Source organism: Serratia montpellierensis, from assembly GCF_020858655.1.
GTDB classification, from domain to species: Bacteria; Pseudomonadota; Gammaproteobacteria; order Enterobacterales; family Enterobacteriaceae; genus Serratia; species Serratia montpellierensis.
Genome location: NZ_VOSN01000021.1, coordinates 171950 through 194728, shown reverse-complemented (window position 1 = coordinate 194728; position 22779 = coordinate 171950). Strand labels below are relative to the sequence as shown.

The window sequence follows — 22779 nt, the reverse complement described above, 5'->3', positions numbered from 1 at the left end:
GATGCGATTTACCACCAAACTCTCTGCATTGATCACTCTGTTGGTCGCGCTGGCGATGTTTTTGATGCTGATGGGATGCTCATACAGCTTCTTTTACGTTACCCAGGATCGCCAGGAGCGTCGCTTTGATTCGCTGGTTACCTCTCTCGATCAGGGCATGTTGCACGAATCGCCGCGCGATCAGGAAAAATGGTTGCCGATCGTCATGCGCCCGCTCGGCATTGTGTCGATCCGCGTAGAGGCCGGCAGCAGTCAGTTTCTCAACTATAAGTTACCGACGCTGAAAAAAGAGCCCTGGGATGCGCTGAACGGCTATCGTCAGGTCTCGCGGCCGTTGCTGCAGCACCCGGGCAGTACGCTGTACATCACCTATCTCGATCCCTTCGCCAGCGACGTGCGCACGTTGCAATCCACCGCCGCCGTCACGCTGTCGATCGTCGTCATGGTGGTGATTTTACTGTTCAGCCTGCGCTGGCTGCGTGAACAGGCCGACGGCGAGGATCGCCTGGAACGCCGCGCGCGGCGCATTTTGAACGGAGAACGTGAAAACGTCATGCAGGGCGACGTGCGTGAATGGCCGGCCAACGTCAGCGGCGCGCTCGACCGGCTGCTGGCCGATCTGGCGGAAGCGCGGGAAGAGCGCAGCCGGGTCGATACGCTGATCCGCGCCTTCGCTGCACAGGACGCCAAAACCGGGCTGAATAATCGCCTGTTCTTCGATAACCAATTGACCACTCAGCTGGAAGAAGAAGGCTCGCACGGCATCGTGATGATGGTGCGGCTACCCGATTTCGAGACTCTGCGCGACACGCACGGTAGCGTAGCGGTGCAGGAACTGATGTATTCGCTGGTCAACCTGCTGTCTACCTTCGTGATGCGCTACCCGTCGGCGCTGCTGGCGCGCTATTTCCACAGCGATTTTACCGTGTTGTTGCCGCATCGAACCCTGAAGGAGGCCGACGGTATCGCTTCACAGCTGGTCAACGCCATCGATGCCTTGCCTTCCACGGCGCTGATCGATCGTGAGGCCTTTCTGCATATCGGCATCGTGGCGTACCGCAGCGGCCAAACCACGGAGCAGGTGATCGATTACGCGGAGCAGGCGACGCGCCACGCCACGCTCCAGGGCGAAAACGGTTGGTACGTGTACGACAGCCAGGTACCGGAAAAGGGGCGCGGCAGCGTCAAGTGGCGCACGTTGCTGGAACAGGTACTGGCGCGCGGCGGCCCGCGGCTGTATCAGAAACCGGCGGTGACCGTGGAAGGCGAGGTACACCACCGCGAGATCATGAGCCGGATCTATGACGGCTCCCAGGAATTGCTGCCGGCGGAATATATGCCGCTGGTGCAGCAGCTGGGGCTGGCGGAGAGTTACGATCGCCAACAGGTGAGCCGCATTATCCCCTTGCTGGCGCAATGGCCAGAGGAAACGCTGGCGTTTCCGCTGTGCGTCGACTCTATTTTGCAGCGTTCTTTCCAGCGCTGGCTGCGCGATACGCTGTTGCAGTGCGAAAAAAGTCAGCGTCGACGAATTCTGATTGAACTTGCGGAGGCAGATGTGTGTCAACATATCGACCGTTTGCGTCCGGTGCTGAGATTATTATCAGGGCTGGGCTGCCGCCTTGCGGTGTCCAAAGCGGGGCTAACCGTGGTCAGTACGTCCTATATCAAGTCGTTGCAGGTGGAGATCGTCAAGCTTCACCCGGGGCTGGTGCGGAGTATCGATAAGCGGGACGAAAATCAGCTGTTCGTGCAGAGCCTGACCGGCGCCTGCGCGGGCACGCGCGCGCAGGTGTTCGCCGCCAGCGTACGCACGCGCAACGAGTGGCAGACGCTGAAAGAGCGTGGGATCCACGGCGGGCAGGGCGACTTTTTCGCGTCGCCGGAACCGATCGACGTGGGGCGTAAAAAATATTCACGTCGTTATCGTGTTTAAGCTGATTGCCGGACAAAAATTGACGTAGAATGAGCGCCGGATCCATATGGGCCACGTTACCCGTCTTTTTGGAGTTTTTTCCAAACTGCCTGCGACAACAACGCCTATTTGAGATAGGCTCTTGTCTGCCTTTATCTGGTTGACGTTGGTAGGCGCTTACCACCGACGGCAATCAGGGAATATGTTAGATTTTATGAGCTGTGTTACGCCGTTTCGTGCGTTGACAGGGTGGTAAACTGAGCCTTTGTTCAGGGAATTCAGGCCTCATCCAATTTCCGTGCATTCGAGCAGAAACAATACAGACTATTTTTCACCGAAGTAGAACGTTTTTGCGCCTTGTCGCTGCTTCGTGTGGTTGGTAAAGTAGGCGGATTTTATTTTCCGCCCCCAGCTTGCAGGATTATCCTTTCGTTATGTTTAAGAAATTTCGTGGCATGTTTTCCAACGACTTGTCCATCGACTTGGGTACCGCCAATACCCTGATTTATGTTAAAGGGCAAGGCATCGTACTGAATGAACCTTCGGTGGTTGCCATTCGCCAGGATCGTGCCGGCTCCCCAAAGAGCGTAGCGGCCGTCGGTCATGACGCCAAACAGATGCTGGGCCGCACCCCCGGCAACATCGCGGCTATTCGCCCGATGAAAGACGGCGTGATCGCCGATTTCTTCGTGACCGAAAAAATGCTGCAGCACTTTATCAAACAGGTTCACAGCAACAGCTTTATGCGCCCAAGCCCGCGCGTGCTGGTCTGTGTGCCGGTCGGCGCAACCCAGGTTGAACGCCGCGCTATCCGCGAGTCCGCCCAAGGGGCCGGCGCGCGTGAAGTGTTCCTGATTGAAGAGCCGATGGCGGCGGCGATCGGCGCAGGGTTGCCGGTTTCCGAAGCGACCGGTTCCATGGTGGTGGATATCGGTGGCGGTACCACTGAAGTGGCGGTGATCTCGCTGAACGGCGTGGTGTACTCCTCTTCCGTGCGCATCGGCGGTGACCGCTTCGATGAAGCCATCATCAATTATGTGCGTCGCAACTATGGCTCGCTGATCGGCGAAGCCACGGCAGAGCGCATCAAGCACGAAATCGGTTCTGCCTATCCGGGCGACGAAGTGCGCGAAATCGAAGTTCGCGGCCGTAACCTGGCTGAAGGCGTACCGCGCGGCTTTACCCTGAACTCCAATGAAATCCTCGAAGCCCTGCAAGAGCCGCTGACCGGCATCGTCAGCGCGGTGATGGTTGCGCTGGAACAGTGCCCGCCAGAATTGGCCTCTGACATTTCCGAACGCGGCATGGTCTTGACCGGCGGCGGCGCGTTGCTGCGCAACCTCGATCGCCTGCTGATGGAAGAAACCGGCATCCCGGTCGTGGTAGCGGAAGATCCGCTGACCTGCGTGGCGCGCGGCGGCGGCAAGGCGTTGGAAATGATCGACATGCACGGCGGCGATTTGTTCAGCGAAGAATAGTCAGCCCCTGGAAGGAGGAATCGTATCGGATGAATGCGCACAGCGAAAATCGGGTACGGTTCCTCTTTCTGTTGTCGAGGAACTCGCATAATTTATGAAGCCGATTTTTAGCAGGGGGCCTTCCCTGCAACTGCGACTTTTTTTGGCGGTGATCGCGGCCATTGGCCTGATCGTTGCCGACAGCCGGCTCGGCACGTTCGTGAAGATACGTAACTACATGGACACCGCAGTCAGCCCTTTCTATTTTCTGGCCAACGGGCCGCGTAAAGTTTTGGACAGCGTGTCAGAAACGCTGGCCACCCGCCAACAGCTGGAGCTGGAAAACCGCGCTCTGCGGCAGGAACTGCTGCTGAAAAACAGCGATATTCTTCTTCTTGGCCAATTCAAGCAGGAAAACGCCCGCTTGCGCGAGCTGCTGGGTTCCCCGCTGCGCCAGGACGAACACAAGATGGTCACCCAGGTCATCTCCACCGGTTCCGATCCCTACAGCGATCAGGTCGTTATCGATAAAGGGTCGGACAACGGCGTCTATGAAGGCCAGCCGGTGATCAGCGACAAGGGCGTGGTTGGCCAGGTGGTGGCGGTGGCGAAGATGACCAGCCGCGTGCTGCTGATCTGCGATGCTTCTCACGCGCTGCCGATTCAGGTGCTGCGCAACGATATTCGGGTGATTGCCGCAGGCAGCGGCTGCGCCGACGATCTGCAGCTGGAACACCTGCCGAACAATACCGATATCCGCGTTGGCGACGTGCTGGTGACCTCTGGCCTCGGCGGCCGTTTCCCGGAAGGGTATCCGGTGGCGGTGGTCTCCTCGGTCAAGGTCGACAACCAGCGCGCTTACACCGTGATTCAGGCGCGGCCGACCGCCGGTCTGCAGCGCTTGCGCTACCTGCTGCTGCTGTGGGGCGCCGATCGCAACGGCGACATGCCGTTGCCGCCGGACGAAGTGCACCGCGTGGCCAATGAGCGCCTGATGCAGATGATGCCGCAGGTGCTGCCGCCTGCCGGTTCGGTCGGGCCGCAGCTGCCGGCTCCGGCTACCGGCGTGGCGCCGCAACCCGCCGGCGCTACGCCATCTGCTCAGCCTGCCGCGGCGGGAGTGGTGCAATGAACAGCTACCGCAGCCATGGGCGCTGGATCATCTGGCTGTCGTTCCTGGTGGCGTTGGTGCTGCAAATCATGCCGTGGCCGGAACAGCTCTACATGTTCCGCCCTTCCTGGCTGGTGCTGATCCTGATCTACTGGGTGATGGCCTTGCCGCACCGGGTTAACGTCGGCACCGGCTTCGTGCTGGGGTTGATCATGGATCTGATCCTCGGCTCCACGCTGGGCGTGCGCGCGCTGGCGCTGGGCCTTATCGCCTACCTGGTGGCATTCAAATTCCAACTGTTCCGCAATATGGCGCTGTGGCAACAGGCGCTGATCGTCGTGCTGCTGTCGCTGTCGATGGACGTGGTGGTGTTCTGGGCTGAGTTTTTAGTGATCAACGTCTCTTTCCGCCCAGAGGTATTCTGGAGTAGTGTGGTAAACGGCATTTTGTGGCCGTGGTTATTCCTGTTGATGCGCAAAATCCGCCGTCAGTTCGCCGTACAGTAAGGGTATCTCAATGACTTCGCTTTATCTGGCCTCCGGCTCCCCACGTCGACGTGAACTGTTGACCCTATTGGGCGTGTCGTTCGACATTCTGCTGACGCATACCGAAGAGCAGCGCCGGGAAGGCGAAGCCGCCGAAGCCTATGTGCGCCGCCTGGCGCAGGACAAGGCCAAGGCGGGCGTGGCGCTGGCGCAGGAAGATCGGCCGGTGCTGGGCGCCGATACCATCGTGGTGCTCAACGGTCGGGTGCTGGAGAAGCCGCGCGACGAAGCCCATGCGGCGGACATGCTGGCGGCTCTGTCGGGCAAACAGCATCAGGTGATGACGGCGGTGGCGATCGCCGATCGCCACGACGTGCGCTGCCAGCTGGTGGTGACCGACGTGACGTTCCGCAGCCTGTCACAACAGGATATCCGCGACTATATTGCTACGGGCGAACCGATGGATAAAGCGGGCGCCTATGGAATTCAAGGAAAGGGTGGTTGTTTCGTCAGAACGATAACCGGGAGTTATCACGCGGTGGTCGGTCTGCCGCTGGTCGAAACACATGAGCTGCTCAGTAATTTTGTCGCATTACGTGATGTAAGAACCGGTTGATGGGCGCTGCCATTATCGACCGGCTCTGAGGAGAAGGCATGACAGCTGAGCTACTGGTTAATATCACACCGTCTGAAACGCGGGTCGCCTATATCGATGGCGGCATTCTGCAAGAGATCCATATCGAACGCGAATCCAAACGCGGCATCGTCGGCAATATCTATAAAGGGCGCGTCAGCCGCGTCCTGCCGGGGATGCAGGCGGCGTTCGTCGACATCGGCCTGGACAAGGCCGCCTTCCTGCACGCCTCCGACATCATGCCGCATACCGAATGCGTCGCCGGCGACGAGCGGAAAAACTTCCACGTGCGCGACATCGCCGAGCTGGTGCGCCAGGGGCAAGACCTGATGGTACAGGTGGTGAAAGATCCGCTCGGCACCAAGGGCGCGCGCCTGACCACCGACATCACGCTGCCTTCGCGCTATCTGGTCTTCATGCCAGGTGCGGCGCACGTCGGCGTATCGCAGCGTATTGAAAGCGAAGCTGAGCGCGAGCGCCTGAAAGCCATCGTGGCGCCGCACTGCGACGAGCTGGGCGGCTTTATCATCCGCACCGCGGCGGAAGGCATCGGCGAGGAAGAGCTGGCGCAGGACGCTGCGTTCCTCAAACGCCTGTGGACCAAGGTGATGGAGCGCAAGAAGCGCAACCAGACCAAATACAAGCTGTACGGCGAGCTGGCGCTGGCGCAGCGCATCTTGCGCGATTTCGCCGGCGCGGCGCTGGATCGCATCCGCGTCGATTCGCGGCTGACGCACGATCTGCTGGTGGAGTTTACCGGCGAGTACATCCCGGACATTACCCACAAGCTCGAGCTCTATACCGGCAGCCAGCCGATTTTCGATCTGTACGATGTGGAAAACGAGATCCAGCGCGCGCTGGAGCGCAAGGTGGAGCTGAAGTCCGGCGGTTATCTGATCATCGATCAGACCGAGGCGATGACCACCGTCGATATCAACACCGGTGCCTTCGTCGGCCACCGCAACCTCGACGAAACCATCTTCAATACCAACATCGAGGCGACACAGGCCATCGCGCGCCAGCTGCGGCTGCGCAACCTGGGCGGCATCATCATCATCGACTTTATCGATATGAACAACGAAGAGCATCGTCGCCGGGTGCTGCACTCGCTGGAGCAGGCGTTGAGTAAAGATCGGGTAAAAACCACGATCAACGGCTTCTCTCAGCTAGGCTTAGTTGAAATGACGCGTAAACGAACGCGTGAAAGCATTGAACATGTGCTCTGTCACGATTGTCCTACTTGCAATGGGCGCGGCACCGTGAAAACGGTGGAAACCGTGTGCTACGAGATCCTGCGCGAGATTGTGCGCGTGCACCATGCTTACGATTCCGATCGCTTCCTGGTGTACGCTTCGGCGGCGGTCGGCGAAGCGCTGAAGAGCGAAGAGTCGCATGCGCTGGCCGAAGTGGAGATCTTCGTCGGCAAACAGGTGAAGGTGCAGATCGAACCGTTGTACAGTCAGGAGCAGTTCGACGTCGTCATGATGTAGCCCGTCCGACATCGGTAGGGGCCCGCACGCCGGGCCCGTCAGTGCATAGATATTCCCGTTGCCAGGCAGCGGATCAAGGAGAACTGCGTGAGGCGACTGCCTGGGATTCTGTTAGCAACAGGCGCCACCCTAATTGTGATTGTGGCGCTGCTGATCAGCGGGCTGCGCCTGATGCTGCCGAAGCTGAACGACTACCGTCCCCAACTGCTGGCGCAGGTGGAGAAGCTGTCCGGCGTGCCTGTGCGAATGGACTTCGTGCAGGGCAGTTGGGAAACGTTCGGCCCACAGCTTGAAGTGCGTAACCTGAGCGTTACGCTGCCCAAAAGCGATGTGCATATCGAACGCGTGACGCTGGCGCTGGACGTGTGGCAATCGCTGCTGCACTGGCGCTGGCAGTTCCGCGATCTGACCTTCTATCAATTCCGCCTCGATCTGAACGCCACGCTGGGCGGCGACCGGCAGGGCGACGGCCTTGAGCCGGGCAAAATCAGCGATCTGATGCTGCGCCAGCTCGATCACTTCGATTTGCGCGACAGCCGTATCTCGTTCCTGACGCCCGCCGGCGCGCGCGCCGAATTCGACATTCCTCAGCTGACCTGGCTCAACGGCCGCGATCGCCACCGCGCCGAGGGGCAGATCAGCCTGTCGACGCTGAACGGCCAACACGGCGTGGTGCAGCTGCGCATGGACCTGCGCGATAATCAGGGCTTGCTGGACACCGGCACGGTCTATCTGCAGGCCGATAACATCGACATGAAGCCCTGGTTTACCCGCTGGCTGCGCGCCAACACCGGGCTGGAAAGCGCCGACTTCAGCCTGGCGGCCTGGCTGCAGGTGCAGAACGGCGAGATTGCCGGCGGCCATGCGTTGCTCAAGCAGGGGGCGGCCAACTGGGATACCGGCGCCGCACAGCACCGGCTGGACGTGGACAATCTGGCGCTGTCGCTGCGTCGCCAGGGCACCGGCTGGCAGCTCGATGTGCCGCAGCTGCGGTTGAGCACCGACGGCCAGGCCTGGCCGCAGGGCGCGCTTTCCGCGCTGTGGCTGCCGGAAAACACCGAATTCATGGGGCCGGCGCAGAATGAAGAGCTGCGGGTGCGCGCGACTAACCTTCAGCTGGAGCGTCTGTCGGCGCTGCTGCCGACCTTCTCCTTCCTCAGCCCGGACGTGCTCGATCGCTGGAACGATCTGCAGCCGCAGGGGCAGGTGGAAGCGCTGGCGCTGGACATCCCGCTCAAGCAGCCGGAAAAGAGCCGTTTCCAGGCGCTGTGGCGCGATGTCAGCTGGCAACGTTGGGAACTGCTGCCGGGCGTCAACCACTTCTCCGGCGCGTTGAGCGGTGGGGTGGAGAACGGCCGCCTGACGCTGGGGCTGGCAGGCAGCACCCTGCCTTACGGCGACATGTTCCGCGCCCCGCTTGAAATCAGCAGCGCGCGTGGCGCGCTGACCTGGCGTTACAACGATCAAGGCTGGGAGCTGGCGAGCCAGGGGCTGGACGTCAAGGCGAAGTCGCTGTGGGTCAACGGCGATTTCCGCTATCAGCAGCCGGCCAAGGGCGATCCGTGGCTGAATATCCTGGCGGGCATCCGCCTGTATGACGGCGCCGACGCCTGGCGCTATTTCCCGGAACCGCTGATGGGCAAGCATCTGGTGGACTACCTGAGCGGCGCCATTCAGGGCGGCCAGGTGGATAACGCCACGCTGATTTATTCCGGCGATCCGCAGCACTTCCCGTACCGTAAAAACGAAGGGCAGTTCGAAGTCTTCGTACCGCTGCGCCACGCCACCTTCCAGTTCCAACCGGGCTGGCCGGCGCTGACCGATTTGGCGATCGATCTCGATTTCGCCAACGAGGGGCTGTGGATGCATGCGCCGCAAACCCGGTTGGGCAAGGTGGCGGGTAAAAATATCAGCGCGGTGATCCCGGATTATCTGAAAGAGCGGTTGCTGATCGATGCCGAAGTCGCGGGACCGGGCAGCGACGTGCATGACTACTTCATGCAGACGCCGTTGCACGATTCGCTGGGGGCGGCGCTGGATCAGCTGCAAATTGGCGGTGATGTCAGTGGGCGCTTACATCTCGATATCCCCTTGGACGGCGAGCTGGTCAAAGCCACCGGTGAAGTGGCGCTGAACAACAACTCATTGCTGATTAAGCCGCTGGATAGCGAGTTGCAGAAGCTCAGCGGCAAATTCCGCTTCGATAACGGCAATCTGGAGAGCGACACCCTGTCGGCCAACTGGTTCGGGCAACCGGTGGCGGTGAACTTCACCACGCAGGAGGGCGATCGCGACTATAAGGTCAATGTCGGCCTGAAGGGCGATTGGCAGCCGGGCAAGTTCCCCGGCCTGCCGAAAGAGGCCGCCGATGCGCTCAGCGGCAGCGCGCCCTGGCAGAGCCAGGTGGCCATCACGCTGCCGCATCAGGGCTCGGCCAGCTACGATATCGGCATCGACGCGGATTTGAAGAAAGTGAGCAGTCACTTACCTTCGCCGCTGGACAAAACGCCGGGCGAGGCGTTGCCGGTGAACGTCAAGGTTAAAGGCGGTCTTAACGGCTTCATGTTGACCGGCAGCGCGGGCAAGCAAAACCGCTTCAACAGCGAATGGCGCTTCGACAAAAAACAGGTGAATCTGGCGCGCGCCGCCTGGCAAACCAACGGTGGCGGCACGCCGCCGCTGCCGGCCGGCAAGTCGATGACGCTTAACCTGCCGGCGCTGGACGGCGAGCAGTGGCTGGCGCTGCTGGCACCGGCGCTGAAACAGGGCGGCGGCAGCGGTCAGGTGGGCGGTTTCAGCTTCCCCACCACCGTGGCGCTGACCACGCCGCAGCTGCTGTTGGGCGGCCAGGCCTGGCATAAGCTGACGCTGTCGGCCGAGAAACAGCTTGGCGCTACCCTCGTGATCGCCAAGAGCGACGAAGTGGACGGCAGCCTGCGGGTGGCCGATCGTGGGCCGTGGCGCGCCGATATCAACTATCTGTATTACAACCCACAGTTCGCCGAAACGAAAAACGCGGCGGGCACGCCGCCGCCGTCGACCGAGAAAGTTTCCTTCCGCGACTGGCCTTCGCTGATGCTGCGCTGCAAGTCGTGCTGGGTGCTGGGGCAGAACCTCGGCAGGGTCGAGGCGGATCTGACTAATCGGGGAGATACCCTGACGCTGGATCACGGCCTGGTCGACACCGGCAAAGGGCGCATGAGCGCCACCGGCCTGTGGAAACAAAACGCGCAGGAAGAGCGCAGCTCGCTGAAAGGCAAGCTGCTCGGCGGCAAGATCGACGAAACCGCCGCCTTCTTCGGCATCACCATTCCGCTCAAGGGCGCGCCTTACGATGTGGATTTCGATCTGTACTGGCATGGCACGCCGTGGCAGCCACGGATCGATACGCTGAGCGGCGCGCTGCAGGTCAAGATGGGCAAGGGCGAGATCGACAGCATGGGTGGCGGCCGCGCCGGTCAGCTGCTGCGACTGGTCAGCTTCGACGCCCTGCTGCGCAAGCTGCAGTTCGATTTCAGCGATACCTTTGGCAAAGGCTTCTACTTTGATTCCATCCGCAGTACCGCCTGGCTGAAAGATGGCATAATGCATACTGATAATCTATTGATCGACGGCCTGGCGGCGGATATCGCTATGAACGGCCAGATCGATCTGGCGCGCCGCCGCATCGATATGGAGGCGGTGGTGGCGCCGGCGATTTCGGCGACCGTCGGCGTGGCCACGGCGTTTGTCGTCAACCCGATCGTCGGCGCGGCGGTATTTGCCGCCTCGCAGGTGCTGGGGCCGCTGTGGAGCAAGATTTCGCTGATTCGCTACCATATCGGCGGCGATCTCGACCAGCCGAAGATCAATGAGGTACTTCGTAAGGCAAAGGAGGATAAGGCGTCATGAGGAATGCTAACGTTGCGTTGTTGCAGTTGTGCAGTGGCGATCAGGTGCGCGATAACCTGGCCCAGATTGAACAGCAGATCAAGCAGCTCAATGCCGGGGTAAAACTGGTCATGACGCCGGAGAACGCGCTGCTGTTCGCCAACTCCGCGGCCTACCGCCAACAGGCGGAAAAACAGGGCGATGGCCCGCTGCAGAATGCGGTGCGCGAATTGGCGCGTCGCTATGGCGTGTGGTTGCTGGTGGGCTCGATGCCCTTGATCAGCCGCGAAAACCCGGAGCTTATCACTACCAGCAGCCTGTTGTTCGACGAGCAGGGCGAGATCCGCGCCCGCTACGACAAGCTGCACATGTTCGATGTGGACATCAACGATGCGCACGGCCATTACCGCGAGTCGGATACCTACCAGCACGGGCAGCACCTCACGGTGGTGGATACGCCGGTCGGGCGTTTGGGCATGACCCTATGCTACGATCTGCGCTTCCCCGCGCTGTTTCAGGCGCTGCGGGCGCAGGGCGCCGAATTGATTTCGGTGCCGGCGGCCTTTACCCGGGTGACCGGCGAGGCGCATTGGGAAATCCTGCTGCGCGCCCGGGCGATCGAAAACCAGTGCATAATCCTGGCGCCGGCGCAGGTGGGGCGCCACGGGCAGACCCGCCGTACCTGGGGCCACACGCTGGCTGTCGACGGCTGGGGCAAGGTGCTGGCCGAGAACGCGGACGCCGTGGCGGCACTGAAGGTGCGCGTGGACACCGCCAGCCTGCAGCCCTTGCGGCAACAGATGCCGGTATTGCAGCACAACCGATTCCAGACGTCGCTGACGGCGCCGTCTGACACGTTATCCTCCAATCAAGAGTGAAACCATTATGAGCCTGACGTTTGTCAGTGAGCAGTTACTCGCTACCAACAAGCTGAGTCATCAAGACCTGTACTCGGTACTGGGTCAACTGGCAGAACGCCGTATCGACTACGCCGATCTCTATTTCCAGTCCAGCTATCACGAAGCCTGGGTGATTGAGGACGGCATCATCAAGGATGGCTCTTACAATATCGACCAAGGCGTCGGCGTGCGCGCCGTCAGCGGCGAGAAGACCGGCTTCGCCTATGCCGATCAGATCACCCTGAATGCGCTGCAGCAGAGCGCCCAGGCGGCGCGCAGCATCGTGCGCGAGCAGGGCAACGGACGGGCTCACACTCTGGGCGAGATAGGTTACCGGGCGCTGTACCCGCTGCTCGATCCGCTGCAAAGCCTGCCGCGCGAAGAGAAAATCGCGCTGCTGCACCGCGTCGACAAGGTGGCGCGCGCCGCCGATGCGCGGGTGCAGGAAGTGAACGCCAGCATCACCGGCGTTTACGAGCAGGTGTTGGTGGCTGCCACCGATGGCACGCTGGCGGCGGACGTTCGCCCGCTGGTGCGCCTTTCCGTCAGCGTGCTGGTGGAGCAGGATGGCAAGCGTGAGCGCGGCTCCAGCGGCGGCGGCGGCCGTTTCGGCTATGACTATTTCCTGGAAGCCGTCGACGGCGAGGTGCGCGCCGATGTTTATGCCCAAGAAGCGGTGCGTATGGCGCTGGTCAATCTCGGTGCGGTAGCGGCACCGGCCGGCAATATGCCGGTGGTGCTGGGGGCCGGCTGGCCGGGCGTACTGCTGCACGAGGCGGTAGGCCACGGCCTGGAAGGCGACTTCAACCGGCGCGGCACCTCGGTGTTCAGCGGCCATATGGGCGAACTGGTGGCTTCCGAGCTGTGCACCGTGGTGGATGACGGCACCCTGCAGGGGCGCCGCGGTTCGCTGGCGATCGACGACGAAGGCGTGCCGGGCCAGTACAACGTGCTGATCGAAAACGGCGTGCTGAAAGGCTACATGCAGGACAAGCTCAACGCGCGGCTGATGGGCGTCGCGCCGACCGGCAACGGCCGCCGCGAGTCCTATGCGCATCTGCCGATGCCGCGCATGACCAATACCTACATGCTGGCGGGCCAATCGACGCCGGAAGAGATCATCGCCAGCGTCGAGTACGGCCTGTACGCGCCGAACTTTGGCGGCGGCCAGGTGGACATCACCTCCGGCAAGTTCGTGTTCTCCACCACCGAAGCCTACCTGATCGAGAAAGGGCGTATCACCAAGCCGGTGAAAGGGGCGACGCTGATCGGCTCCGGCATCGAGGCGATGCAGCAGATCTCGATGGTCGGCAACGATCTGGCGCTCGATAAAGGCGTGGGCGTGTGCGGCAAGGAAGGCCAGAGCGTGCCGGTGGGCGTCGGCCAGCCGACGCTGAAACTGGATACGCTCACCGTCGGCGGCACGGCGTAATCTTTCCTCAAGGGGCCATGCACTGGCTCCTTCATCCCTTCCCCCTGTTGCGGCTGGTCGCATTCGTAACGCTAAGCGCGGCAGGACGCCGCAGTCCTGCAGGCGTGCCTGCACCCAGTGATGGAATGAAATTGACGTGGCGAAAAAACAGAGCAATACGATGATGGCGCGCTTGGCTTTATCCGCCCAGCGTTGGCTGCTGTTGCTGGGGGTTCTTTCCCTGACGGGCTGCGCCCGTTCCGATGCGCTGTGGGGCGTGGTCGATAAGCTCTGCATGGCCAACTATCAGCAAAAGCGCGATCCGGCGCCGTGTGAACAGATTTATATGCCGCAGGGGAAAGCACAGGGCTTCAGCGTGCTGCAGAACCCGCGTTATCCCTATCACTTTATCCTGGTGCCGACGGCGCCGCTCTCCGGCATTGAAAGCCCGCAGCTGCTGGCCGGGGAACGGACGGATTATTTTGGCTATGCGTGGCTGATGCGTTACCGGTTGGCCGCCGAGTATGGCGGGCCGGTGCCGGATGATATGTTGGGTATGGCGATCAACTCCGCTTACGGCCGCAGCCAGAACCAATTGCACATTCACCTGACCTGCCTGCGCGAAGATGTACGGCGCCAATTGCAGGCAGAACGCCCTTATATACAGAAACAATGGCGCCCCTTGCCGGATAAGCTGTTGCGCCACACCTACTATGCCCGCCGCGTGATGCAGCCGACCGCCATGGGCATTTACCCGATTAAGGATCTGGCGGATTATTTCCATCTGTCGCCGCAGCAGCTGGCGGAATATGGCGTGGCGTTAGTGCCCACCACGTTTGCCGGCCAACGGGGGTTTATCTTGCTGGCCTCGAAGCGTGGCTGGGACGTCGGCAACCGCGCCTCGGTAGAATCGCTGCTGGATAAAGAATGCGCGATTTTGCCACGTTGATCTCTGTGTTCTTCCCTATCTGAACCGCATATCCCGCGAAAACAGGAAGGCGGCTTCCCGCTGGCGAGCGTCGGCTTCCGCCTGAGCGCCCTGATAACGCAATATCATGATCAGCGTGGCGTAGACGTTGGCGTCGATACGGCGCTGCAGATAGGCATTGGCCCACTGCCGATAGCCGGTCAACAGGGCATCATCACGCGTCTGGTTATAGACCAGCAGCGAATGAGATTGCTCGTCGAAGGTTTTGCGCTCCCGGTAGAGCCAGGCGGCCGGCGCCGGCATCTGCTCGATGCTGTCGATGGTAGCCAGCATGGTGCGTTCAGATTGGGTGAGCGCCATGCGCCCTTGCCAGGCGAAGACGGCCATCACCAACACGCCGACCGCCGCCGTCGCCACCGGCAGGCTCAGGGCTTTAGCGAACGGCAGCGGGCGGGGCGCGCCGGTTTGGCCGTCCAGCAGCGCCAGCAGCAGCAGAAACGCCAGCCAATGCGGCGCAGACAGATAGAAAGGGTATTCCAGCTGGGTGTGCACCAGCATTGGCAGCAGCACCAGAAACAGCCCGACGCGCGCACTGGCCGGCTGCTCGCGATCCCGTTGCCAGGCGCGTTTCAACAGCAGCGCGCCGGCGATGAAGACGAGAACGATCCCCGCCAGCGCCGGCAGGCCGCCCTCAACCCACCACAGCAGGATTTCATTGTGCGGATGCCCGGCGACTTCCAGCACTTCTCGCCAGGGCATTGCCTGCAGACGGAAGTGCGCGAAACTGTATTCAAAGCCGCCGTAGCCCCAGCCCAGCAGCGGTTTGGCCAGGATCATGCTCAGAGTATCTTGCAGCATTGTCAGACGTGAATAATTAGAGCCTTCGCGTGCGATAAGCTCCTGCTGGCCAGTGAACAGCCCCATCAGGCCAAGCGCCACGCCCAACAGCAGCGCGCCGCCGGCCCAGCGGCTTGCGGCCGGGCTCTGGTGGGCAAAGCGCCACAGCAGCAGCGCCGCCGCCAGGGCGCCACCCAGCCAGGCGGCGCGCGACTGGATCAGCACCAGCAGGGCGGAGAAAGCGGTCAGCAACGCGAGCAGCGGGAGCTGCCGCCGCGTCGACGTAGAGAGAGGGGCGAGCAGCAGCCAGAGCGCCAAAGCCAGCCCGGTGGCGATAAAGCTGCCCAGTACGTTCGGTTGCTGGAAGACGCCGTAGACCCGGCTGCCGTTAGGAGATACCCACGCTAGCGTGGGGGCGAACAGCTGTAGCGCCGCCAGCAACGCCTGAACGCTGACGGCGAACAGCAGGCCGTACAGCAACAGGTTGCGCTGCCGGGCTGTCAGGCGAAGCTGCAGGCAGGCGACATAGAACAGCCAGCCACCGAGCAGACCGGCGCAGCGCCACAGGGCGTCTTCACGCCACTCGGGGCGGGTATACAGCAGCGGCAGCGCCAGCACGGCGATGCCGAGCAGCAACAGGCGTGCGGTGGGGGTCAGCGAAAGACGGGCACGGCCAAGGCAAACGGTGAACGTCACGATCAGCGTGGTGAGCGCCATGATGCTCCAGGCCAGAATGTTTTGCGGCAGCGCCAGGCCGTCGCCGCCCATATTGGGGTAATAAACCGGCAGGATCACCGCCATCCAGATCAGCAGTAAGGTCAGCACGGCGATAGCCGGCGCGTTGGCGAGGGTTTTATCGGTCATGGTTAACCTGCCATGTCTCGATATCGTTCAGTGAATGCATGTTATGAGAAATCCCTATCCTTATCCTGGTGTTTAAATTCGCTGAAGCTTCATTGCCATAAAATGTTTTATGGGAATTAAAAAGACTTCATGTCGAAGCGATAAATAATTTTTCCCTGTGAGTACGGGACGGCTTATATAAAAAGGGGTGCCGTATTCAGTTACCTGCGCAACGGGTGTTTTCTTTGTTTGAAAAAGCAGGGTTGTCATTTTCTCAAATTCATATCGGCCCAGTCAATTTTTAATCTTTTGTTTTATTTGTGCATATAAATCAATGCGTTAATTTTGTTTTGTGCATAATGGAACGCCGTGTGTGCGACAACGACCGCTTGGGCCGGCAGGCGAGGTAGCCAATGAGGTTAGCATTTTTTTGTTAAATCGTTGTTGCCAATGACAGTCCGGCGGAAGTGATTTTATTTATCGCTGCCAATCTCTGTATTTTATATTTTCTTTATCATGTCTGAATTTATTTTTATTAAGAATTTTCTTTGTTTTAATTGTTTTTTTTTAAGTTTAATTTAATTTAATTTCATTAAGATTGTTCTGTGGTTATGGGAATTACGAGGAAATGGTCTGGCTATCCCTGTTGCCGCGATGTTAGGCGGAGTAACGCGCCTGCCAAAGCGCGTTAATCCACTCTTCACAAACCTCACTCCACTTCGCCAATCCGTTCCAGCGCATCCACCACCAGATCCCAGAATTTATCCTGATCCAGTTTGACCGCGACCTGGGTGTGGCAGTCCGGCGGCGGCGGCGCGCGGAAGTCCGCGACCGTCATGCCCAACGTCAGGGTGCCGGTCAGCTCGATATCCACCGGCGCTTTACGCACCGTCATGACGCTCGGATCGATCACGTAGGCCACCGCGCAAGGATCGTGCACCGGCGGGGCGCTGAAGCCCTGCGCCTGCCGGTACATACGGCCAAAGAATGCCAGCAGCTCGCCGACGAAGGTGGCCGGCCGGGTGCCCAGGGCGGCGATGCGTTCGCAGACTGCCGACGTGGCCAAAGCCTGGTGGGTGAGATCCAGCCCGACCATGGTCAGCGGCCATTTTTCGTTAAACACGATGTGTGCCGCCTCGGGATCGATTTTGATATTGAACTCCGCCACCGCGCTCCAGTTGCCCACATGGTAGCCGCCACCCATCAGCACCACTTCCTTGACCCGCTCGGCAATGCGCGGCTCTTTACGCACCGCCATGGCGATATTGGTCAGGCCGCCGGTCGGCACCAGCGTTACGCTGCCGGGCGGGTGAGCCATCACGGTATCGATGATCAGATCCACCGCGTGGCGCGAGTCCAGCTGCAGGTGGGGTTCCGGCAGCACCGGGCCATCGAGGCCGGAATCGCCGTGAATGTCGGGCGCCACTTCGATATTGCGTACCAGCGGGCGCGGGCAGCCGGCGGCGAAGGGCACGCCGGTGATATTGGCGATGCGCGCCACCGCCAGCGCGTTGCGCGTCACTTTGTCCAGCGTCTGGTTACCCACCACGGTGGTGACCGCCAGCAGGTCGATCTGTGGATTGCCCCAGGCCAGCAGCAGGGCAATCGCGTCGTCATGCCCCGGGTCACAGTCCAGTATGATTTTTTTCATGGTTATTCCTGATACAGGGAGAGGTTCCCGCAGCATAGCGCAGCGCGGCGACGTGGGATAATGCCGATGATGCTTTTGTTAACGGCATCAAAGCCTTGCCACTTTTACGATGTAATGAAACGTAAATCCTCATCGTCGGGCTTTACCCTGGAGTTTACTCCAGGGTTTACAGTGAGCTTCAGCGTCAATGCACAGAGGAGAGGTGGGATGAGCTTACTGAAAAGGTTGTTGGGGCAAGGCGGTGTTAACGGTGGTCATCAGCGCGCGGGCCACGGCGGGGGCCATCATGGTAACCGCTATAACCAGCATGGCGAGCCGGGGCCGCAGTGCCCGGAATGCCGGGCGGTGAATAAATCGGGCGCGCGTTATTGCCACCGCTGCGGTCAGCCGTTTGCCGCGGTGAGCGCCACCTGCGGCCAGTGCGCCGCACCGCTGCCGTCGGGCAGCCGCTTTTGCCCGCAGTGCGGCGGTGGTGTGCCGTGAACCGGGGCGGTTGGACGCTCGCGCTGCTGCTGGGCGCCATGGCGCTGTGGACCGTGTTGGCCTGGGGCGTAGCCGGGGTGCTGGCCTGGCTCCCGGCGTTGGCGGAGGCGGCCGGGAACGCATCGTTGCCGGTGAACGGTGCGCTGAGCCTGGTGCCGCAGACGGTGCTGGATGCCTGGCTGCCGTGGCTGAAACAGCTGGGCAGCGGGCTGGCGAGCTATTTTCCTCTGCTGCTGACCTGGACGGGCTACGCCGTCTGGCTGCTATGGGGCCTCGGCATGCTGGCGCTGATGCTGCTGGGCGCGCTGGCGCACCGTTATTTGAGCGGCGCTCAGCGATAGCCCTGATAGACCGCCGCCACGCGTTCGAAATAGTCGGTTAGGTAGTTGATACACACCTGCACCTTCAGCGGCAGTTTGTCCTTCTCGGTATAGAGCGCGTAGATCGGCCGCGGATCAGAATGGTAGCTTTTGAACAGGATCTCGATCTCGCCGCGTTTGATCTCTTCGATCACCCACATCAGCGGGGCGTAGGCGATGCCGGCGCCGTTTTTCAGCCAACGGATCATGGTGGAGGAATCGTTGGTGACGAAGCGCCCCTGCGGGGAAATGCGCGTGGTGATGCCCTCCGGCGACATCAGTTCAAATTCGCTGTCGGGCCGCACGCTGTACTCCAGCCAGGAAAAGTTGACCATGTCGCTCGGCTTCTGCGGCGTGCCGTGCTGGCTGAGGTAGCTTTTGGCGGCGCACACCACCATCGGCATCTGCCCCAGGCGGCGGGAGAACAGACTGGAGTCCTGCAGCGCGCCGGTGCGGATCACCAGATCCAATCCGTCGGTGATCAGGTCCGGCGCAGGAATGCCGGTCACCAGGTTGAACGTCAGACCCGGGTACTCTTTCATCATCTCGGCGGTCATGTTCGCCAGCACGTTTTGCGCCATGGTGGATGAGCTGCCGATGCGCAGCGTGCCGGCAGGCGTATTGTTAAACGCATACAGCTGCTCATGCACTTCGCTGACTTCCTGCAGCATGCGTCGGCAGCCCTGATAGTAGATTTTGCCGGCCTCGGTCAGGCCGATGCTGCGCGTGCTGCGGTTCAACAGCTTGACCTGCAGCTCATTTTCCAGTTTCGAGACGGTTTGGCTGATCGATGAAACGCTCATGTCGAGTTGGCGCGCGGCCGCGGTAAACGACCCGAACTCAACCACTTTGGCGAATACCGACATCCGTTTTAATCTTTCCATTATTCACTCTGGCTTAAAAGTGATTTAGATCACAGATTGTTGATGCCTTGATAGTAAGCAGGCTAATATAACGTGGTCGGGTGAATAGACCTTACCAACGTGCGAGTGCGATCGGCGACGTAATCCTGCCGCTCCTCCGGCACCCTCGCAATCCCTGTCGTGGATGTCTGCCCCAAAGTTTAACCTTTTTTCGGGTTCGTGACCTGGACAAGCTGTCTGGTCAAGATTTGTGGCGCGCGCACGCTAAAATGTAAAGAGAATGTGAATGGCAAGGCCTGTCTTCCTCCGGCGCAGTGAACAATAAGGAAAAATTGATGAGTTTGCTTCCGGTTATGGTCATCTTCGGACTGTCGTTTCCGCCGGTGTTTTTCGAGCTGTTGGTGTCGCTGGCGCTGTTTTTTCTCTTGCGCCGCCTGCTGCAGCCGACGGGGATTTACGATTTTGTCTGGCATCCGGCGCTGTTTAATACCGCGCTGTATTGCTGCTTGTTTTATCTGATTTCATGTCTTTTTGTTTGAGGTCGCTGTGAAAAATTTTTCGATAAAAATAACCCGAATCGCGATCACTTTGATTCTTGTGCTGCTGGGCATCGCCGCGGTATTCAAAGCCTGGGTGTTCTACACCGAGTCGCCGTGGACGCGTGACGCCAAGTTCACCGCCGACGTGGTGGCGATCGCGCCGGACGTCAGCGGCCTGCTGACCGACGTGCCGGTGGTGGACAACCAACTGGTGAAGAAAGGGCAGGTGCTGTTCGTGGTCGATCGGCCGCGCTATGAGCAGGCGCTGGCGGAAGCCGGCGCCGACGTCGCCTACTACCAAACGCTGGCGGCGGAAAAACGGCGTGAGGCCGGTCGCCGCGTGAAGCTGGGCGTGCAGGCGATGTCGCAGGAAGAAATCGACCAGTCGAACAATTCGCTGCAGACCGTGCAGCATCAGCTGGCGAAGGCCGTCGCGGCGCGCGAGCTGGCGCAGCTCGATCTGGAACGCACCACGGTGCGCGCCGCGACGGCCGATGGTTGGATCACTAACCTCAACGTCCATGCCGGTGAATACATCACCCGCGGGTCGGTGGCGGTGGCGCTGGTGAAAAAAGACTCCTTCTACATCCTGGCGTATCTGGAAGAAACCAAGCTGAACGGCCTGAATAAGGGCGATCGCGCGGAGATCACCCCGCTCGGCAGCAACCGCATCATGCACGGCACCGTCGACAGCGTGGCGGCGGCGGTGAACAACAGCAGCAGCACGGTGAACAACAAAGGGTTGGCCTCGATCGACAGCAACCTGGAGTGGGTGCGCCTGGCCCAGCGCGTGCCGGTGAAGATCCTGCTGGATGCCAAGGACCAACAGCATCCGTACCCGGCCGGCACTACCGCCACCGTGGTGATCGTCGGCAAGAACGATCGCAATGCCGACAGCGGCTCGCCTTTTGTGCGCCTGATGCACCGGCTGCGTGAGTTCGGCTAATGAATAGCCCAACCTTTATCCGGCTGAGATTTGCCTTCAAACTCAGCTTCGCGATTGTGTTTGCGCTGTTCGTCGGTTTCCATCTTAACCTGGAAACCCCGCGCTGGTCGGCGATGACCGCCGCCATCGTCGCCGCCGGCCCGGCCTTTGCCGCCGGTGGTGAGCCCTTCTCCGGCGCCATCCGTCACCGCGGCTGGCTGCGCATCATCGGCACCTTTATCGGCTGCTTCGTCGGCCTGATCATTATTATCACCACCGCCCGTGCGCCGGTGGTGATGCTGCTGCTGTGCTGCATCTGGGCCGGTTTCTGTACCTGGCTCTCTTCGCTGATCAAGGTCGAGAACTCCTACGCCTGGGGCCTGGCCGGGTATACCGCGCTGATCATCATCGTGACGGTCGCCACCAGCGAGTCTCATCTGCTGGAAGCGCCGCAGTTCGCCATCGAACGTTGCAGTGAGATCGTGCTGGGCATCGTCAGCGCCGTGTTGGCGGATCTGCTGTTCTCGCCGCGTTCGATCAAGCAGGACATCGATCGGGCGGTGGATCAGCTGCTGGTGGATCAATACCGCCTGATGCAGATGTGTATCAGCAACGCCGACAAAGAAGACATCGATCGCGCCTGGAGCAATCTGGTCAAGAGCACCACGGCCCTGGACGGCATGCGCAACAACCTGATGATGGAGTCCTCGCGCTGGCAGAAGGTCAACCGTCGGGTGAAGGCGCTGCATACCCTGTCGCTGACGCTGATCACCCAGGCCTGCGAAACCTACCTGATCTTGTTGAATCACCCGGACGCGCTGAAAGAAAGCCTGCGGGAGCAGCTGATGGTCCCGGCGGAAACCCCGCAGGAGATCCACAAGCGCATGAAGCTGTTGCGCCAGGTGCTGACCACGCATCGCTCCGAGGAAACGCTGCCGACCATCACCGGCTGGGGCGGCGCGGCGACGCGCTACCTGTTGCTGTCGAAAGGCGTGCACGCCAACTGCAGCATCAGCGCGGTGGAAGAGGGGGTGTTGAGCAACGAAACCGTGGTTAAACCGACCTCGGCGGAAGGGCATCACGCAATGATCAACGGCCTGCGCACCTTTGTGGCGACGGCCTTCGGCAGCCTGCTGTGGCTGTGGACCGGTTGGACGTCCGGCAGCGGTTTTATGGTGATCATTGCGGTAATCACTTCGCTGGCGATGCGCACCCCGGCGCCGCGCATGGTGGCGATGGATTTCGTGCTGGGCATGCTGGCGGCGATCCCGGTTGGTTCCCTGTTCTTCATGGTGATCCTGCCGGCGACGCAGCAGAGCATTTTGCTGCTGTGTCTCAGCCTCGGCCTGCTGGCGTTTTTCATCGGCATCGAGGTGCAGAAACGACGGCTCGGTTCGCTGGGGCTGCTGGCGGGGACCATCAACATTCTGGTGCTGAGCAACCCGATGGAGTTCAACGTCACCCAGTTTCTCGACGGGGCGCTCGGCCAGTTCCTCGGCAGCTGCGTCGGGCTGATGGTGCTGTTGCTGATCCGCGATAATTCGCGTGAGCGCACCGGCCGCACGTTGCTCAACCAGTTCGTCAGCAGCGCGGTGTCGGCGCTGACCACCAAGGCGGCGCGCCGTCGGCAGAACCACCTGCCTGCGCTGTATCAACAGCTTAACCAGCTGCTGATGATGTTCCCGAACGACATCGCCAAGTATCGTCTGGCGCTGAACCTGATCATCGCCCACCAGCGCATGCAACGGGCGGAAATTCCGGTCAGCGAAGAGCTGTCGGCCTTCCACCGCCAGATCCGCAGCACCGCCGATCGGGTGGTCTCCGCCAAAAACGACGTCAAACGCGCCTATTACTACGATCGCTTGCTGGGTGAAATGAACGAGTACCAGCAAAAATTGGTGGACAACCAGGCGCCGCTCAGCGTCACCGGGCCGGTGAAACGCCTGGCGGACATGCTGCATCGCTATCGCCACGCCTTGATCGATTGATGCGTTCCCTCCTGTTGCACCGCGTTGTGCGGCGCCTTCCCTGACTATACTGAAAGCAGTCTTTGGTACGGCGGGCCGTCTCATAAGAGGC

Annotated in this window: 18 protein-coding genes; 15 read left to right on the top strand and 3 right to left on the bottom strand. The window is 60.8% G+C overall.

Annotation, left to right across the window (positions count from 1 at the left end; translation table 11 throughout):
- Window position 1: 1 nt before the first annotated feature.
- From csrD to FUU19_RS21530, 10 genes are all read left to right on the top strand, one after another.
- On the top strand, window positions 2–1936 hold the full coding sequence (csrD, locus tag FUU19_RS21575; RefSeq protein ID WP_141972338.1) for an RNase E specificity factor CsrD: 1935 nt from the start codon (window positions 2–4) through the stop codon (window positions 1934–1936).
- A gap of 413 nt (window positions 1937–2349) precedes the next feature.
- On the top strand, window positions 2350–3393 hold the full coding sequence (gene mreB, locus FUU19_RS21570) for a rod shape-determining protein MreB (RefSeq protein ID WP_003855260.1): 1044 nt from the start codon (window positions 2350–2352) through the stop codon (window positions 3391–3393).
- A 94-nt stretch (window positions 3394–3487) separates the two neighbouring features.
- On the top strand, window positions 3488–4504 hold the full coding sequence (mreC, locus tag FUU19_RS21565; protein WP_141972340.1) for a rod shape-determining protein MreC: 1017 nt from the start codon (window positions 3488–3490) through the stop codon (window positions 4502–4504).
- Window positions 4501–4989, top strand: coding sequence for a rod shape-determining protein MreD (gene mreD / locus FUU19_RS21560; protein ID WP_141972342.1), 489 nt, complete (start codon window positions 4501–4503; stop codon window positions 4987–4989). Before mreC ends, mreD begins: the two co-directional genes overlap by 4 nt.
- 10 nt (window positions 4990–4999) lie before the next feature.
- Window positions 5000–5584 carry a Maf family protein gene (locus FUU19_RS21555; RefSeq protein WP_004936921.1) on the top strand — a complete coding sequence of 195 codons (585 nt, stop codon included), beginning with the start codon at window positions 5000–5002 and terminating at the stop codon, window positions 5582–5584.
- Window positions 5585–5622: 38 nt separating this feature from the next.
- Entirely contained in the window at window positions 5623–7092 is a 1470-nt protein-coding gene (gene rng / locus FUU19_RS21550) for a ribonuclease G (protein WP_141972344.1), read from the top strand.
- Between the two features lie 87 nt (window positions 7093–7179).
- The gene (gene yhdP, locus FUU19_RS21545; RefSeq protein ID WP_230489676.1) at window positions 7180–10983 is read left to right on the top strand and encodes an AsmA2 domain-containing protein YhdP; all 3804 of its coding nucleotides are present in this window, start codon (window positions 7180–7182) and stop codon (window positions 10981–10983) included.
- Window positions 10980–11840, top strand: coding sequence for a deaminated glutathione amidase (gene nit1 / locus FUU19_RS21540; protein ID WP_141972348.1), 861 nt, complete (start codon window positions 10980–10982; stop codon window positions 11838–11840). Before yhdP ends, nit1 begins: the two co-directional genes overlap by 4 nt.
- Before the next feature lie 7 nt (window positions 11841–11847).
- A complete protein-coding gene (gene tldD, locus FUU19_RS21535; protein ID WP_141972350.1) occupies window positions 11848–13293 on the top strand; it encodes a metalloprotease TldD in 1446 nt (481 codons plus the stop codon).
- A 163-nt stretch (window positions 13294–13456) separates the two neighbouring features.
- Complete coding sequence (locus FUU19_RS21530; protein WP_230489707.1) at window positions 13457–14221, top strand: CDP-diacylglycerol diphosphatase; 765 nt, start codon at window positions 13457–13459, stop codon at window positions 14219–14221.
- 15 nt (window positions 14222–14236) lie between these two features.
- On the opposite strand, the gene FUU19_RS21525 is transcribed toward FUU19_RS21530, so the two are convergent.
- Entirely contained in the window at window positions 14237–15901 is a 1665-nt protein-coding gene (locus FUU19_RS21525) for a PglL family O-oligosaccharyltransferase (RefSeq protein ID WP_230489675.1), read from the bottom strand.
- A gap of 688 nt (window positions 15902–16589) precedes the next feature.
- On the bottom strand, window positions 16590–17531 hold the full coding sequence (gene uriH / locus FUU19_RS21520) for a uridine-preferring nucleoside hydrolase UriH (RefSeq protein ID WP_141972354.1): 942 nt from the start codon (window positions 17529–17531) through the stop codon (window positions 16590–16592).
- 207 nt (window positions 17532–17738) lie between these two features.
- On the opposite strand from uriH, the gene FUU19_RS21515 reads away from it, so the two are divergent.
- Both FUU19_RS21515 and FUU19_RS21510 read left to right on the top strand, forming a co-directional pair.
- Complete coding sequence (locus tag FUU19_RS21515; protein ID WP_060434671.1) at window positions 17739–18014, top strand: zinc ribbon domain-containing protein; 276 nt, start codon at window positions 17739–17741, stop codon at window positions 18012–18014.
- On the top strand, window positions 18011–18355 hold the full coding sequence (locus FUU19_RS21510; RefSeq protein ID WP_197769544.1) for a hypothetical protein: 345 nt from the start codon (window positions 18011–18013) through the stop codon (window positions 18353–18355). Before FUU19_RS21515 ends, FUU19_RS21510 begins: the two co-directional genes overlap by 4 nt.
- On the opposite strand, the gene aaeR is transcribed toward FUU19_RS21510, so the two are convergent.
- The gene (aaeR, locus tag FUU19_RS21505) at window positions 18346–19257 is read right to left on the bottom strand and encodes an HTH-type transcriptional activator AaeR (protein ID WP_230489674.1); all 912 of its coding nucleotides are present in this window, start codon (window positions 19255–19257) and stop codon (window positions 18346–18348) included. The genes FUU19_RS21510 and aaeR overlap by 10 nt on opposite strands.
- 314 nt (window positions 19258–19571) lie before the next feature.
- Between aaeR and aaeX the strand changes: the two genes are divergently transcribed.
- Genes aaeX through aaeB form a run of 3 tightly spaced genes read left to right on the top strand, consistent with a single transcriptional unit; the run spans window position 19572 to window position 22688 of the window.
- Window positions 19572–19775, top strand: a complete 204-nt coding sequence (gene aaeX / locus FUU19_RS21500) for a p-hydroxybenzoic acid efflux pump operon protein AaeX (protein ID WP_004936952.1) — start codon at window positions 19572–19574, stop codon at window positions 19773–19775.
- A 7-nt stretch (window positions 19776–19782) separates the two neighbouring features.
- Window positions 19783–20721 carry a p-hydroxybenzoic acid efflux pump subunit AaeA gene (gene aaeA / locus FUU19_RS21495; RefSeq protein WP_230507347.1) on the top strand — a complete coding sequence of 313 codons (939 nt, stop codon included), beginning with the start codon at window positions 19783–19785 and terminating at the stop codon, window positions 20719–20721.
- Complete coding sequence (gene aaeB, locus FUU19_RS21490) at window positions 20721–22688, top strand: p-hydroxybenzoic acid efflux pump subunit AaeB (RefSeq protein WP_230489673.1); 1968 nt, start codon at window positions 20721–20723, stop codon at window positions 22686–22688. The genes aaeA and aaeB overlap by 1 nt, the downstream gene beginning before the upstream one ends.
- Window positions 22689–22779: the final 91 nt, after the last annotated feature.